The following is a 15536-nucleotide window of genomic DNA, read 5'->3' as shown; positions in this document are numbered from 1 at the left end:
AAATCATTTTATATATTCAAAATTAAAGTTCGATATGCTCTTCATTTTCTGTTATAAATTTTTCTTTCATTTCTGTTCTATATGTATATAACTTATCTTTAAGTTCCAAATATTTAAGAGATAAAATCTGGACTGCTAGCATTCCTGCATTATAGCTATTATTTATTCCCACTGTTGCTACCGGAATAGCTTTTGGCATTTGAACTATTGAAAGTAGTGAATCAATTCCTCCAAGTGCAGCCTTGATTGGAACTCCGATTACTGGAAGTACCGTTTGAGATGCTATGACACCTGGAAGATGAGCTGCAAGCCCTGCTCCTGCTATTATGCATTCTATCCCCGAATCTTCCATTTCCCTTATCACTGTTGTTAATCTTTCTGGAACTCTATGAGCTGATAAAATATGAACTTCATACTCTACCTCAAATTCCTTAAGTGCCACTGCTGCATTTCTCATTATATCTATATCGGATTTACTTCCAAATATTATTCCTACCTTCATTTATTACCCTCCTATTTACAAAAACTATTTAGATTTGTATTTACAGACAAAAAAAGATTACACCAGAAAATTTATTTTTATGGTGTAATCTTGAATTAAAGGCACAATACATGCCCTTTTATGTGGTCAATTCAAGATTCACCAATAGTGAGAAGTTAACGGCCTCTCGTAGAAACTTCTAAGCCATATCCTTAGAAATATATCGATGAACTAATTATTTATTTTATTATCTTTAACATGTTTTAATGTTAACATCTATCTTTTAGTAAGTCAATACATTAATAATTAAATTAATATTAATGTTCGTGTTTTAATACATATATAAATGATTAATAACTTTATTCTAATATATTGTTCGTGTTTTATTTAAAATAATTTACTCCTGCCTCAAATATTTTCTGATCCTTATTCCCAACTATATTTATACCAATGTTCTCTCCAACTCTTTCTGAGTGACCCATTTTACCAAAAACTCTTCCATCCAAACTAGTAATTCCTTCAATTGCATGCATTGAACCATTTGGATTAAAGTTTATATCATTACTTGGAATTCCATTAAAGTCTACATATTGGGTAGCAACTTGGCCACTTTCAAATAATTTTTTAATAACATCGTCACTTGCTACAAATCTACCTTCACCATGTGATACTGGAATAGAATGTACATCTCCTACTTTTAAATTACTAAGCCAAGGAGACAACGTTGAAACTACTTTAGTTTGCACCATACACGATATATGTCTGCCTATTTCATTATATGTTAAGGTTGGGCTATCCTTTGTTATATCAGTTATTTTTCCATAAGGTACAAGTCCAAGTTTTATTAATGCTTGAAATCCGTTGCATATTCCTAGCATTAATCCATCTCTATTTTGTAATAACTCGTTTATGCTTTCTCGAATTATTGGATTTCTAAAAAATGTAGCTATAAATTTACCAGAACCATCTGGTTCATCCCCAGCACTAAATCCACCCGGAAGCATAACAATTTGAGAATTTCTAATTTTATCCGCAATTACCTTTATCGATTCTTCAATGTTGCTTGATGATAAATTATTTAATACCATTACTTCCACCTGAGCTCCAGCCTTCTCAAAAGCTCTCATAGAATCATATTCACAATTAGTACCTGGGAATACAGGAATTATAACTCTAGGTTTTGCTATTTTAATAGAGTTCGTGTATATAGTTTTTGTATTTTTGGCATTAACATCATTTTTATAACTTATAATATTTTCTGAGATAGCGACCTCTTTAGCAGCATCGTCTTTAGTATTATTTACTTTTGTACTAAATACGCTTTCTAGAGTTCCTTCCCAGCTAATTAATGCTTCTTCTAAACTAATAGTTTCTCCTAATACTTTAATAAGTGGTTCTACATTAGTATGCCCAAGCATCTTAATATTCAAGTTATCTTTATTTAATTCGACAAGAGTAACATTATCTATTTCCATTACTATACTGCCATAATCTTCATTGAATAAACTCTCTGCTTTAATGTCATTTTGAAATGTAAATCCTATATTATTACCAAAACACATTTTAGATATAGCACTTGCAATACCCCCCATTCCCACTGCATATGTTGATAATACTTTCCCACTATCAATTAACTTCTTCACTAATTTATAATTTGTTCGAAGTTTTTCGAAATCTGGTAATCCATCTTCGTTAATATTTGAGTAAATTAAAACAACCTCGCTATCGCCTTTTTTAAATTCTGGAGATATAACCTTGTCTGTATTTATAACATCTACTGCAAAAGATACCAAAGTTGGTGGTACATTCATATCATTAAAGGTACCTGACATACTATCTTTTCCACCAATAGCCGCTATACTAAATTGTTTTTGTACATGAAATGCTCCTAAAAGTGAAGAAAAAGGTTTCCCCCATTTTTGAGGTTCTTTTGATAATTTTTCAAAGTATTCTTGGAATGTGAGTTTAATATTTTCATAATCTGCTCCACTAGCTACTACCTTTGTTACAGAATCTATTACAGCGTAAGCTGCACCATGAAATGGACTCCAATAGGACAGTTTAGGGTTGTAACCATAAGACATTATCGTACCTGTATTTGTATCTCCATGAAGGACAGGTAGTTTTGCTACCATAGATTGAATTGGTGTTTTCTGAAATTTCCCACCAAATGGCATAAGCACAGTTCCCGCACCTATTGTGCTATCAAATCTTTCTGCTAATCCTTTGTTACTACAAATATTTAAATCTGATAATGTATCATTCCACAGTTCCTTTATTGATTTTGACTTATCTAATTTATCTTTTGTAACTTTTGAAAAGTAGAATTCACTTTCTTTTGGAGCTGTTACTTTAATATTAGCATGTTGTTTTACTCCATTGGTGTCTAAGAAACTTCTACTTACATCAACAATAGTTTCCCCTTTCCATATCATTTTAAGCCTGTTATCATCGGTTATTTGCGCAACTTCTACAGCCTCTAAATTTTCCTCTTGTGAAAGTTTTATAAATACATCAACATCACTTTTTCTAACAACAACAGCCATACGTTCTTGAGATTCTGAAATTGCAAGCTCTGTACCATCTAGTCCATCATATTTCTTAGTAACTTTATCTAAATTTATTATAAGCGCATCTGCAAGTTCACCAATTGCTACAGATACTCCACCTGCACCAAAATCATTACATCTTTTTATAAGCGTAGTAACCTTAGGATTTCTAAATAGTCTTTGAATTTTTCTTTCAGTAGGCGCATTACCCTTTTGGACTTCTGCTCCAGAAGTTAATATCGAGCTCTCACTATGTTGCTTAGATGACCCTGTAGCTCCTCCGCATCCATCACGACCAGTTTTTCCGCCAAGAAGTATAACAACGTCCGTAGCTAAAGGTTCTTCCCTAATTACATTCTTATAAGGCGCCGCTCCAATAACCGCTCCAACTTCCATTCTTTTAGCAACAAAACCCTCATCATAAATCTCAGATACAAGTCCTGTAGCAAGTCCTATTTGGTTTCCATAAGAACTAAATCCATGAGCAGCTTCAAGTGTTATTTTTCTTTGAGGAAGTTTGCCTTTTATAGTATCTGAAATTTTGGTTCTAGGGTCTCCAGATCCTGTAACACGCATTGCCTGATACACATAACTTCTACCTGATAACGGATCCCTAATTGATCCACCAAGACAAGTAGCCGCTCCACCAAAAGGTTCTATTTCAGTAGGGTGGTTATGGGTTTCATTTTTAAACATTACTAGCCATTTTTCTTTTTCTCCATCTATATTTGCTTCAACGACAATGCTGCAAGCGTTAATTTCGTCAGATACATCTAAGTCCTGCAACTTCCCTTGTTTTCTTAAATCTTTCATTCCAATAACAGCCATATCCATAAGTGTTACGTCGCGACTTGTAGTACCATAAACAAATTCTCTAGTATCTAAATATTCGCTATAAGCCATTTTAATTGGTTCAGCGTATTTCCCGTCTTCAAAAGACACATCTTCAATTACAGTATTAAATGTTGTATGCCTACAATGATCGGACCAATATGTATCTATAACTTTTATCTCAGTTATAGTTGGGTTTCTTTTTTCTGTTTCCCTAAAATATTCACTGCAATATTTTAAATCTTCAAAACTCATTGCAAGTCCATTCTCTTTTAAGAATTCTGCAAGCTCCATGTCACTTTTATTAATAAAAGATTCCACTACTTTTACCTGCTCTGGCTTTTTATAACTTTGCTCTAGGTCCTTTTGCTTTTCTAAACTCGCTTCTCTAGAATCTACAGCATTAATGCAATACTCTTTGATCTTATTTAACTCAATTTTAGTAATATTACCGCTTAATATAATAATTCTTGCAGTTTTAACTATATGCTTATCCATTTGAGTTAAAATTTGTATACATTGTGCAGCTGAATCTGCCCTCTGATCATATTGACCAGGCAAAAACTCAATAGCAAACATAATTTCTCCACTTTTAATATCCAGTTCTTCATCATAAATATCGTCTACAGTAGGTTCAGAAAATATTGTATTCCTGGACTTTAAGTACTGCTCCTCGGATATTCCCATAATATCATATCTACTAACTAACCTAAGCCCATCAAGGCCCGATATACCTAAATTTATTTTTATATCTCTTAATATTTTTTTGCCCTCAACATCATAGTTCGCTTTTTTCTCTACATATAACCTATATATCTTATTTTTCATGATTAATACCTCCAAAAGTTAAATTTTATACGAATATTAAACATTAATTATCTTTTATAATTCGTTATATTAAGATTATAGTATAGTTTATACAAAAAAAAAAGTCTATTTCAGAAAAAAATGCATTTAATTTTTCAACTCCATTATAAACTGACTAAATTTATACTTTTTTATGCATAAAAAAACACCCACAATTAAGTGAATGTTTTCTTGATTATTTTACTTATTATATTTGTATATATTTATTACTTATGGTTATTTAAAGTCATTTGTAAAAAAATGTGGATATTGTTTTGACATACTTTTTACCTGTTCAAGCAAATTATTGGGATATTCCATAACAGCTTTGCGCATAGCTTCCGCATCACGCCTGCGTACTGTTTTAAGTATTCTTTCATGTCCATCGATAATGGACGCCACACCATTAATTTTACCATGTAATATTCGAATACGACTATAATGAGACGCTACACTTTCAGCCGTCTTCCATGCAAGTGGTTGCCCTGCAGTCTCAAAAATAAGCTGATGAAAGCGGTTATCTTTTGAATAAAAATCTGCAAGCTGCCCCTTGTCCATACATATTTTCTGCTTATTTATTAGTTCCTGCATGGTATCTCCAACAAGTTCACTGCACCGATGTATAAACTCATCCACCACTGCAGCCTCCAAAGAAGTTCTTATAAATAATTCTTCTAAAATTCTATCCAGATCAATTTTTGATACCACAGTCTTTCGCTGTGGATAGATTTCCACCAAACCTGACTGTTGAAGTCGAACAATTGCTTCACGTACAGGTGTCCTGCTGACACCATAACGCTCAGAAAGCTTCTGTACACTGACATTCATTCCCGGTTCCAGTGTCATATTCATAATATCTTTCCTTATCGCATCATAAGTTACATCGTTTAATGAATTGCTACTATCAATAATTTTCAAGTGTTCTCTACCTTCCCGAACTCATTTCTAAAACATCACGATAAATTTTCTCGGCACTTACAGAATCATAGCTATAATATAAAAGAATATCTAGAATAAAAGGAGAATATTTTAGTCCATTCAGTTCTTTTGTAAATGCCATTGCTCCGATTTCGCCCAGTGCACGCAGGGTAGAATTATTTTTAAACCCTATAAAATTCCATAGTAATATTTTTTCTGTTCTTGTATATATTTCCTTCTCAAATCGATCCTCAACACAATGAAAAATTTCATGTCCCAACATAGTATTAATTATACTATATTTTTGAAAATAATCAATGAGTATTGATTCCTCCTTCGAAATTAGCTCAACGGCCTTATTCACAGGTTCCGTCATAATTCCTATTTCATCAGGCGGTGTATAGCTGGCAAATAATATACGTGTTCCTATCATTGCAGCATCCTGAAACACAATATTTAACTTTAATTTTTCAGCTATGATATTCACATCCGATGATCCATATTCACGTATCGTGCGCTCTGCATATTCCCTCCCGCAAGACATAGCTTTTCTAATCATCTCTATTTTTTTGCCCTCAGGTATACGTTCCTTTAAAATATCTCTCGAAAATGCATACAATCCCCAAGCTTCATCATCTACCTGTAACAACTTTTCAATCATTTCTACTAAACTGAGTTGCTCCTGCATATTTCCTCCTTCTAGAAAATTATTACATATAAGTAAGGTTTTCATTATGGAACCCTGTACAGAAATCCAAGTTCACCCTTAATATTTTCAAGAACTCTTGCAGCTTTTAGCAAGCGTTCTAGAAAATATTTAATTTAGTTATGAACTTGGATATTTATATAAAATATATTTTTCTTTATTGCTGATGAATATTTGCAGCCACTATAATAATTTCTTCATCAGCTTCAAGGGATGAAACTTCGATATCCATTAATAACTCCAACTGTTCATAATCGGTTGCAGAAAAGTCCATTAATCTGGCTCCCATACACAGATAAAAATCTGGTCTAACAATTAGTTCGGTCTTATATACAGCCAGACCTTCCCACAACTGCTTAACAGCATTCATATATTCTCCTGCTGTTGTCTTTATTGCAAGACCTCGGCTTCTTTGAACTTTAATGAAACCCTTAGTATCTAAAATACGTATATGTCCAGCATCTTCAGGAGTAGTAGTTTCCTCAGCATACACATAAAAATATTTAGTTTCTTCTAATAATTGAACCTGATTTATTGAAAGCCGCATATCATCTGCTGCGAGCTTCTTTGCTTCCTCTTTATCACATTCTTCTAAATGATCTGCTGTTTTTACTTCTGTTGATCCAGTTGCAATGGCTGTTACCTTGCCAGTCTGCGCATCAATATCAATGTGTATTTCTATACTTTCAGCTGTTGCTCCACTTTCTATTGCTTTATTCATGACTTCCAACTTAATTGCACGAATATCTTCTTTGGAAGGCGAAGGAATAATACGTTCCACAGCATCTCTTACCATGGCAAGCGCTACACCAATCGAGGAAATAACTTCTGCATTTTCAGGAATACTAAACTTAACACCCATTTTATCTGCAAAATATATGATTAGTGAAGCTGCACCGCCTCCAACACCAACTAAAGAAATTTGATCTTTCTCCAACTTATACTTTTCTGCAAGGCCTAAAATTACTGGTTCAATTTTTGCATATGATTTTTCCATTATTTGTTTTGCGATATCTTCAACAGTTGTTCCACAATAATCAGCTAATGCCTGCATACACTTTCTTGCAGACTCTACTTGACCATAGGAGAAATGTTCAGGTTTTACTAGTCCAAGCACATTGGCTGCGCAGGAATTTGTTATGGTTACCTTCTCACCGTTTTCCATTTTTATTGCTACATAATCTGATGGATCACCTGGTTTTGGCGAGAAAAATTCTACCTGTGGACCTTTAACTTTCTCAACATCTGTAAATACGCTGTAATCTAGTCCTGCAATATGCGCAGACCTTGGTCCAACATCTACTATTCCGTTTTTATTAGCACGAACCATGGAACCTCCAGCACAACCAAGAACTTGCACATCTAGTGAACTAATGTATGTAGGATGACCACCAACTATAGAATAATCAATAGCAGGTCTTCCATTTTTAATAACTCCGATATTAGTAGTTGTACCACCTACCTCAAAATATACACCATTAGAAGCTCTTAAATACATCAAAGATCCCATAACAGAAGCCGCTGGACCAGAAAGCATAGTTAGCACAGGGCGCTTTTTCATTTCGCTAATTTCCATAACGCCGCCGTCACCCCTCATTATCATCAAAGGTACGTTAACTCCAGCTTCTCTAACTGCCTGCTCTGTTGAATTGGCTGTATCTAGCATTTTCGGAAGAATACTTGCATTAATTGCCGCTGTTCTTGTCCTTCTTGTTAATCCATATAGCTTCGTAATATCAGAAGCCATAGTAGTAGGAATTCCTATTTTATCTGCCACTTCAAAAACCATTCTTTCAGGTCTTCCATCATCCACACCAAAGGCCATGGATGAAACGGCTACCTCTGCTCCCTGATTTTTAATATCAGCGAGTAACTGTTGTAGTGATTCCTCAGTCATACCCTTCGTCCTAATAAAACTATTAATTATTCTAATTTCTTTTCCATTGCCTAAATCTATATTGTTTAATTTTGTTTGTTTTTTTGCTAAATAGCTTTCAAATAAACCTTTACCCATACCGATGATGCCAACCTTTGCAACATCTCCTTCGATAAGTGCATTGGTTGCCTGCGTTGTACTATGCGCAACAAATACCACGTCTTCTGGACTAATATTATTTTCAGAAAGACAATTCATAAAGCATTTTACAACACCTGCAGCTACTCCTCTTTTGTCATCATGAGTAGTCTTAACTGATGACTTCCCAATAATATCATGAGTTTCATTATCAATAGCTACCGCCTTTGTGTGCGTGCCACCTACATCTATACCCATTCTAACCTTTCTTCCCATACCTGCACCATCCAATCTTAATTTTATTCTATATTAGTTTGAATAACCGGCTACCACAATATTGTAGCGGCCGGTTGTATTGAATTGTTTTTATAAATTATTTTAAACCAAATTACCATATTTAATGTATACAACAATACAAAGAATAATTCCAACAATCCATCCAGTTGGTATTGACATTTTCATGTAATCCTTTGTTTTTACCTTTGTGTAACCAAATCCCCATGCAACCCATGACTGAGTAATATCTAAGTGCTGAGGAGCAATAGTTGTTATTGCAAATAGTGGAAACAAGAATTGAACTGGCCAAGCTGTTACTGATACAACTACTGCTAAGAGTGCAGCACCAGATCCAACTAAATTCATAGGTCCACGGAAGAATCCAAGTGGTGTAAGTAATGCAAATACTATACATAATACCAATGCACTTTGAGGAATTACTCCTCCAAGTAAGGTCTTAAAATAAGGAGCAACAAAAGTTGCGGTATTATTAAACATAGCTAGTGCTAATAAGAAACCAACCATTGGTGCTACATCAATTGCTCCATCAGCAAATTGCTTCGCAAGCATTCCACACACCTTTGTAAATCCACCTTTAAGTTTTCCACAGGTTACCAATGCAAATAACCCAGCAAAGATAAATCCAAAAATAATTGGAATTTTAAATGCTACCACTCCGATTACTGGAAGTATAACAGATATCCATGAAATTGCGGGTGCATTTGTTGCACTTCCAGAATCAGGTGATGCTGCCCATGAATGAGATGCCTTTTTCTTGTTCATTGAGATATTAGCCACAATTAGTACAACAACCAAAGCAACCACTGCTGCAATTACACCAAACCCGAAGTATTGATTATAGTCATAACTTGCATAATCCTTATTTGCAGTTGCAAAAATAGCTTGATACTGTTTGAAGTTAACAATATTAGCAAAAATACCTGCCATAATAGAACCGATAAATGCGAACATAGCAATTGGAGAAGGAATTCCTAGGGATAGCATAATAGGCAATATGATTACCGCTATAGAAATAACTGGTCCAATTCCTGTCATGGATGTAAAAATAACTGCTGTAACAGTACATAAAAGTGCCATTGTTATTCTTGGTTTATCACCACCAAGCTCAACTACCTTACGAATTAAGGTTGCTGCTATTCCTGTGTCAATTAATATTCTTCCAAAGAAAGCGCCAAAGAATATGTTTACGAGAATTGCTTTACCATAGTTTTCAGGACCTGTTTGAAATACATTCGTAAGAACATCAATAGTCGATTTTCCAACGATAGCAGGGTTCGGTGAGATAGCATTTCCAATTAATGCGATTGCTACCCAGAGTACAGACATAATGAAGAAACCAACCATAAGGTTATAACCCTTCACACAGTACCATACCATTCCAAAAAATGTTAGAATTAAAATTACACCTAAAATAATGTTAATAGTGTTCATAATATGAGCCCCCTATAATATAATGTTATTGCTTTGTCTAACATGTTAGTTAGTATAAATACATGCTAACATGTTAGGTAAACGGTGTCAACATATATTTTCATTTATATAAATATTGTATAGAATTATTATTACCTACCATTATACAACTATGTATTATTTGTGATTTTTTAGGATTTTAGAAGAACAATTAATGATTTAGTTTAAAAATTCAAAGAACTTTTCTGCTGTAAAAAAGTCAAAAAAATAAAAAACACTATGCATTAAACATAGTGTTTTTATGGTGTGAGTAAGTCTATAAGCAGAGTCCTTTTAAAGAGCGGTGGCAAAGCGGTGGCAAACAATAAATTTGCCACCGCTTTTTTTTACAGCATCTTTAAATGTAGTTTAAAGATGCTGTAATGTGTAATTAAGGTGATCATGCTGTCTCTTATACTCATCTTCTTTTATGGATTCTATTACCTTGTATTCGATTGAAGCTGGTATATCATCGGCTTTAATACCAATAATTTCAGAAATCCCTGACTTCAAGTCCATCATCTAAACCTCCCCTAATATAAATAATCTTCCATTCGCAGTTTTTTACAAATTTGTATAAATCGTAGTTTTAAGATATATTCACCATATATAAATGTTCCGAACTAATCATTAATTATTGGTTGATTAAAGAATGGAAAAATCAATGGAATTTAAATGAAGATATTATAATCATGCTCTAAGATTTGATAATTCTGTAAATAATCTTGTGAAAAAACCTGCGATAATACCAACTAGTATATATCTTATATATATGCTTCCAGTAGTGTTTAACCTGATATTATCAGATATTGTATGTGAAATAATCCATATTATTAATGATATTAAAATTAAGATAATATAGGTAATTTTATTTTTTTTAATATACCTCTTTAAATTAATCTTTTTAAAGATTAAAAAACAAAGTTTGTAAGAAATACAGCAAAATACTAATACCAAAAAGGCTAATTTCCAAAACATAAGTAACACTCTCCCAGCGTGGACTTTATCCACTATGTTATTAACACAATTATTCGCAGTTTATTACTACTGTGAAGCAATATATTTATATATTTATATTAATTATACTATTAATAATGAATATTCCATATAAAAAGGTGCTCAGCTTTAAACGATCAAAGGGCATTCAATATAATATTGAACTGCCCCCTGTCAAGTAGACAGGGCAAATAATAAAATTAACTTAAGCGGCTGCCTGTCAGAAATAATCAATTCATATATGATGTTATCAATATCTGGAAGTTTCAATATTAGACTTACAAGACTATACAATGCGAGTTTTCTATATTTTTTTAGAACATGAGCCTTGCAAATTACATATAATTTTGATTTCTAACAGTATATTTTGCTCTGACTTTAAGCATTTCTATAAATATTTGTTCTGTATCTTTCATAGATGATGGGTAATTGCCATTGGATACTCTCCAATTCCTAATATAAGTAAAGAATCCAAGATAATCTTGAAAATATTTAGTGCTTACATTTGTCATATACCCATAGATGTAGTTTTTTATATGACCCACAAGTTGTAGTTAAATATAAATATTGATAATTGTAAAACAAAAAAAACATCTGGTGCTCTAGATGTTTTTTTGTTTTATAACCTATTATTATGTTGTATGGGTTTTATTTTACTTTTGATTCAAATAATATATTTTAAGTTAATAGAGAATTATAAAATTTTAAATTAAATTTTCATGCATTTTCAAGGTTATAGTAGTATACTTTATGAAAATAATATAAATAAAGTTAATTGGAGGTTGTTAAAATGACTAATGAACTTTGTCCAAACTGCAGAGTCTTAACAGATGCTGTAGTCTCAATGTTTGAAAAAGAAATCAAAGAAAAAGGAGAAGTTTACAATGTGATATCAAGAAGTTATAACTGTTCAATGTGCAACACATTTATTCGGTGTGAGAATATAAAAAGTAAATACAAAAAAGATTAAACTTAATTTAATAATATTCTTATAAACCCATTCATATTGATCTTAAAACCAATAAACCTATATCTTAAATTAAAACCCATACAACATAAAATAAGAAACATAGTCCTCCCTTGACAAGAAGATTATGTTTCTTATTTTTTAATATTAGTAAGAGATTTTATGCTAATTATATTATAAAATTTCTATTATATTGTTTTTTAGGAAGTATTATACTATGTTAAAATGACATGTATAAAGCTATAAATAGTGAATAAAAGGGGTGTATATTCTAAATTTGATTACTTTTATTAATTCAAGAACAAAGATATGATTATTTTTAAAATGAGAGTTTAAGAAGAAAGTAAATATTGCCATAACCTTTTCTTTCGTATCTTTCTTAAAGCAAAGTAACAATAATGTTATTGAATATTTCTCTATTCCTTCTCCAATATATCGGGCGTCTTATTATTATTTAAATAACTTACTTTATTAAATACATAAATTATTATTCCACTGCATATAAGTCCCAAAATTATACCGCCTAAAATATCTGTAGGATAATGCACATATAAATATAATCTTGAAAAAGCTATCAAAGACGCTAAGCTGAAAAATTCAACTGCATAATCTTTGAAATATCTTGCTAGTATTCCTGCAACTGCAAATGAGGAAGTCGTATGACCTGATGGAAATGAATAAGATAGAGGCCTTGCAATTAAAAGATTAATTGCTGGTATAGTTGCTGATGGCCGTATACGCTTAACAACATTTTTTAATACTATGTCTCCTAAAATTGTGCTTAGTATTAAAGCTGCTAAAACCATAAAACCTATTCTCCTATATTTTTTGCTAATTACAAGTAGTGCTATTATTATAATCCAGACCATACCTCCATTACCTAAGTATGATGATACAACCATAACTTTATCAATAATAGGTCCATGCATATTATCTTTTATATACAATAATATGAAATTATCAAAATTCTGTATTAAATGCATCATTGTCCTAACCCACCTACCCATTTATAATATAAAATATATATTTATCCATATAAATATATATTTTATTTATTAAAAACAAATTAAAAAGGCATTAGAGTTAGCTTAGAATTTTAATTACTAAAAAAATAAAACCTGTAGGACATATGTGTCTAAATTCTTTCTTATTTAATAGAAGTAAATTTATCTGCCCTTTTAAGAAAATATGTATTATAATCATAAAATCAAATGCCAAATTTTAACTTACATCCTTTTAATGAGTTACCACCTTGAGGGATAAAATTATCAGTATAGAGAATGAAAAGCTTGCATGGAATTTTATGCGAGTTTATACTTGCCGAAGTTTACTCAAAGGAGCAGAAAGGATTTATGAACTTAAGTATGAGTTGGGGACTTGTAGATGGATATTATATAAACTTTAGTTTAGAAAAGCAAAATACCGCATAAGGGAGGAGTCCCTTGCGGTATTTAGTTAGTTTTTAGTTAACTTTAACTTAATTATTAGGTGCATAATACTTGAATATTTGTATGTTTAAATTTAATAATTGTTTCTGTTTATGCTTTTTGTATTCCTACAACATCATATCCGGCCTCTTCAATAGCTACCTTAATAGCTTCATCAGTAATATCTTCACTTATTTCAGCCGTAGCAAGTTTTTTATCAAGACTTACCTCCACGTCTTTTGCTCCAATCTCCTTTAGAGCCTCACTAACATGATTAGAGCAATGTCCACAGCTCATACCTTCTACTAATATTTTCTTCTTCATTTTAATTTCTCCTTTCAATTTATGTTTTTTATATTTTATCTTAAATTGTATATAATAATTATTATTAAGCTTTAATGAAAAGGAATACTAACTAATGCTAATTACCACTTTAAAATGGTGCCTAGTATAAAATATAGATTTACATATGCTTTTTAAATATATCCCCGCCAGGTACTGTATTTATCAACATAGAATTAGCACTAATAGATAAAACAATGAACAACACAATTGCAACTATAAGAAAAATTATAATTAATTTTGCATATTGTTTTCTAGTTAGCTCAAATGCATTTTTTATCTTAAAACTAATGAGAGATACCATTATTCCAATAGGTATTAAATATGATACGTAAACTGGACTTTCTTTAAAATGAGCAATACCACCACTAATCATACCTATTCCTATAGCTAAAGTAAGTGAAACTATTACTAACTTTATACTTTCATTCAGGGATAAATGCTTTTTATCTATTATTACTTCATTTATAAATGAGCCTGTGCTAAATAGTAACAAACCTATTACTAATATTGTTCCATATCTAGTCTTATTAAATGGCATCAAAACTATCCCGCTGGATACCATGCCTACACCTAAGAAGTACATGATATAAACTAAATACCTTGAAATTACTCTTTTTAACATATTTGTTTCACCATTGATAGATCCTTTTGGTTTAAAGCCTTTTAAACGCAGGGCATTTGTTAATACGGAAACTGAACTAAAACTCATTGCAAGTGCCGCGATAATAGGATTTAGAAGTGGACCTCCAAATAAGTGTAGTACTCCCATCGCTACTGGTATTCCTAATATATTGTATCCAAACGCCCAAAATAAATTTTGCTTTATATTTGTTATAGTTTCTTTACTTAATTGTAGAGCTGTAGGTACATCCATTAAATCGCTTCTCATGAGAACTATGTCCGCTGATTCCATTGCAACGTCTGTACCTGATCCTATAGCTATACCAATATCAGCTTGAGCAAGTGCAGGTGCATCATTAATGCCATCCCCAACCATAGCAACCTTTTTACCTTCTGCTTGAAGTTTTTTAACTTCATTTGCCTTATCTTCAGGTAAAACTTCAGCTAATATTCTATCAATGCCAACTTGTCTTCCAATAGCTGCTGCAGTCCTTTTGTTATCACCAGTTATCATGGCAACTTCTATTCCCATGCTATGAAGTCTTTCTATAGCTTTTTTACTATTTTCTTTAACAGTGTCTGCAACTGCAATTATTCCGCTTAACTTATTTTCTATGACAATATACATCGGAGTCTTGCCTTCTTCAGCTAGTCTGTTTGAAACGTCTTCTAATTTTTCTAAAGAAATTTCACGGTCAATCATAAGTTTTCTATTTCCTAGTATTATTTTATTACCATCTATACTAACTTCTATTCCATAACCAGGTATAGCTTTAAAGCTATCTACCTTTTTAAATTCTAGTGATTTTTCTTCTGCATCTTTAACTATAGCCTCACCTAATGGATGCTCAGATCCTTTTTCTGCAGAGGCTGCTATTTGAAGTAAGGATTCCTGTGATAGACCGTCTATTGTAACTATATCTGTTACTTTTGGTTTTCCCTCAGTAAGTGTTCCTGTCTTATCAAATACTATAGTTCGAATTTTATGTGCAGTTTCAAGCGCTGTACCACTTTTTATAAGTACTCCATACTCTGCACCTTTTCCCGTTCCCACCATTATTGCTGTAGGTGTTGCAAGGCCAAGGGCAC

13 protein-coding genes and 1 riboswitch are annotated in these 15536 nt (G+C 32.2%); of the genes, 2 read left to right on the top strand and 11 right to left on the bottom strand.

Annotation, left to right across the window (positions count from 1 at the left end; all coding sequences use genetic code 11):
• Nucleotides 1–22: 22 nt before the first annotated feature.
• The 8 genes from purE to KPL55_RS13805 all read right to left on the bottom strand — a co-directional run bounded on the left by purE (nt 23) and on the right by KPL55_RS13805 (nt 11599).
• Nucleotides 23–502: a 5-(carboxyamino)imidazole ribonucleotide mutase gene (purE, locus tag KPL55_RS13840; RefSeq protein WP_216307325.1), complete on the bottom strand. Its 480-nt coding sequence runs from the start codon at nt 500–502 to the stop codon at nt 23–25.
• A 125-nt stretch (nt 503–627) separates the two neighbouring features.
• Nucleotides 628–727: riboswitch (purine riboswitch) on the bottom strand.
• A gap of 137 nt (nt 728–864) precedes the next feature.
• Nucleotides 865–4689 carry a phosphoribosylformylglycinamidine synthase gene (locus KPL55_RS13835; protein WP_216307324.1) on the bottom strand — a complete coding sequence of 1275 codons (3825 nt, stop codon included), beginning with the start codon at nt 4687–4689 and terminating at the stop codon, nt 865–867.
• Nucleotides 4690–4944: 255 nt separating this feature from the next.
• The gene (locus KPL55_RS13830) at nt 4945–5625 is read right to left on the bottom strand and encodes a GntR family transcriptional regulator (protein ID WP_216307323.1); all 681 of its coding nucleotides are present in this window, start codon (nt 5623–5625) and stop codon (nt 4945–4947) included.
• 7 nt (nt 5626–5632) lie between these two features.
• A complete protein-coding gene (locus tag KPL55_RS13825; protein WP_216307322.1) occupies nt 5633–6313 on the bottom strand; it encodes a hypothetical protein in 681 nt (226 codons plus the stop codon).
• 175 nt (nt 6314–6488) lie between these two features.
• Nucleotides 6489–8621, bottom strand: a complete 2133-nt coding sequence (locus KPL55_RS13820; RefSeq protein ID WP_216307321.1) for a hydantoinase/oxoprolinase family protein — start codon at nt 8619–8621, stop codon at nt 6489–6491.
• 102 nt (nt 8622–8723) lie between these two features.
• Nucleotides 8724–10073, bottom strand: coding sequence for a citrate transporter (locus KPL55_RS13815; RefSeq protein WP_216307320.1), 1350 nt, complete (start codon nt 10071–10073; stop codon nt 8724–8726).
• 387 nt (nt 10074–10460) lie between these two features.
• Nucleotides 10461–10613: a hypothetical protein gene (locus KPL55_RS13810; RefSeq protein ID WP_216307319.1), complete on the bottom strand. Its 153-nt coding sequence runs from the start codon at nt 10611–10613 to the stop codon at nt 10461–10463.
• Between the two features lie 809 nt (nt 10614–11422).
• Nucleotides 11423–11599, bottom strand: a complete 177-nt coding sequence (locus KPL55_RS13805; RefSeq protein WP_216307318.1) for a hypothetical protein — start codon at nt 11597–11599, stop codon at nt 11423–11425.
• Nucleotides 11600–11877: 278 nt separating this feature from the next.
• On the opposite strand from KPL55_RS13805, the gene KPL55_RS13800 reads away from it, so the two are divergent.
• Nucleotides 11878–12057, top strand: coding sequence for a hypothetical protein (locus tag KPL55_RS13800; protein WP_216307317.1), 180 nt, complete (start codon nt 11878–11880; stop codon nt 12055–12057).
• 413 nt (nt 12058–12470) lie between these two features.
• Here the strand turns inward: KPL55_RS13800 and KPL55_RS13795 are convergent, their stop codons facing one another.
• Nucleotides 12471–13040: a phosphatase PAP2 family protein gene (locus tag KPL55_RS13795; RefSeq protein WP_216307316.1), complete on the bottom strand. Its 570-nt coding sequence runs from the start codon at nt 13038–13040 to the stop codon at nt 12471–12473.
• A gap of 294 nt (nt 13041–13334) precedes the next feature.
• Between KPL55_RS13795 and KPL55_RS13790 the strand changes: the two genes are divergently transcribed.
• A complete protein-coding gene (locus KPL55_RS13790; RefSeq protein WP_216307315.1) occupies nt 13335–13484 on the top strand; it encodes a hypothetical protein in 150 nt (49 codons plus the stop codon).
• A 108-nt stretch (nt 13485–13592) separates the two neighbouring features.
• Here the strand turns inward: KPL55_RS13790 and KPL55_RS13785 are convergent, their stop codons facing one another.
• Both KPL55_RS13785 and KPL55_RS13780 read right to left on the bottom strand, forming a co-directional pair.
• Nucleotides 13593–13805 (bottom strand): heavy-metal-associated domain-containing protein, encoded by a 213-nt coding sequence (locus KPL55_RS13785; protein ID WP_216307314.1) that lies wholly within the window; start codon nt 13803–13805, stop codon nt 13593–13595.
• A 139-nt stretch (nt 13806–13944) separates the two neighbouring features.
• Nucleotides 13945–15536: heavy metal translocating P-type ATPase (locus KPL55_RS13780; RefSeq protein WP_246599503.1), on the bottom strand; the 1592-nt coding region annotated here is incomplete at its 5' end.

The sequence above is a fragment of the Clostridium lacusfryxellense genome (genome assembly GCF_018861735.1).
In the GTDB taxonomy this organism is placed as follows: Bacteria; Bacillota; Clostridia; order Clostridiales; family Clostridiaceae; genus Clostridium_AD; species Clostridium_AD lacusfryxellense.
This window is presented reverse-complemented; position numbering and strand designations above follow the sequence as displayed.

Excerpts from the sequence above, each read along its gene's own strand:
- purE (WP_216307325.1), bottom strand. The coding sequence starts at position 502 with ATGAAGGTAGGAATAATATTTGGAAGTAAATCCGATATAGATATAATG.
- KPL55_RS13835 (WP_216307324.1), bottom strand. The coding sequence starts at position 4,689 with ATGAAAAATAAGATATATAGGTTATATGTAGAGAAAAAAGCGAACTAT.
- KPL55_RS13825 (WP_216307322.1), bottom strand. The coding sequence starts at position 6,313 with ATGCAGGAGCAACTCAGTTTAGTAGAAATGATTGAAAAGTTGTTACAG.
- KPL55_RS13820 (WP_216307321.1), bottom strand. The coding sequence starts at position 8,621 with ATGGGAAGAAAGGTTAGAATGGGTATAGATGTAGGTGGCACGCACACA.
- KPL55_RS13815 (WP_216307320.1), bottom strand. The coding sequence starts at position 10,073 with ATGAACACTATTAACATTATTTTAGGTGTAATTTTAATTCTAACATTT.
- KPL55_RS13810 (WP_216307319.1), bottom strand. The coding sequence starts at position 10,613 with ATGATGGACTTGAAGTCAGGGATTTCTGAAATTATTGGTATTAAAGCC.
- KPL55_RS13805 (WP_216307318.1), bottom strand. The coding sequence starts at position 11,599 with ATGACAAATGTAAGCACTAAATATTTTCAAGATTATCTTGGATTCTTT.
- KPL55_RS13800 (WP_216307317.1), top strand. The coding sequence starts at position 11,878 with ATGACTAATGAACTTTGTCCAAACTGCAGAGTCTTAACAGATGCTGTA.
- KPL55_RS13795 (WP_216307316.1), bottom strand. The coding sequence starts at position 13,040 with ATGATGCATTTAATACAGAATTTTGATAATTTCATATTATTGTATATA.
- KPL55_RS13790 (WP_216307315.1), top strand. The coding sequence starts at position 13,335 with ATGAAAAGCTTGCATGGAATTTTATGCGAGTTTATACTTGCCGAAGTT.
- KPL55_RS13785 (WP_216307314.1), bottom strand. The coding sequence starts at position 13,805 with ATGAAGAAGAAAATATTAGTAGAAGGTATGAGCTGTGGACATTGCTCT.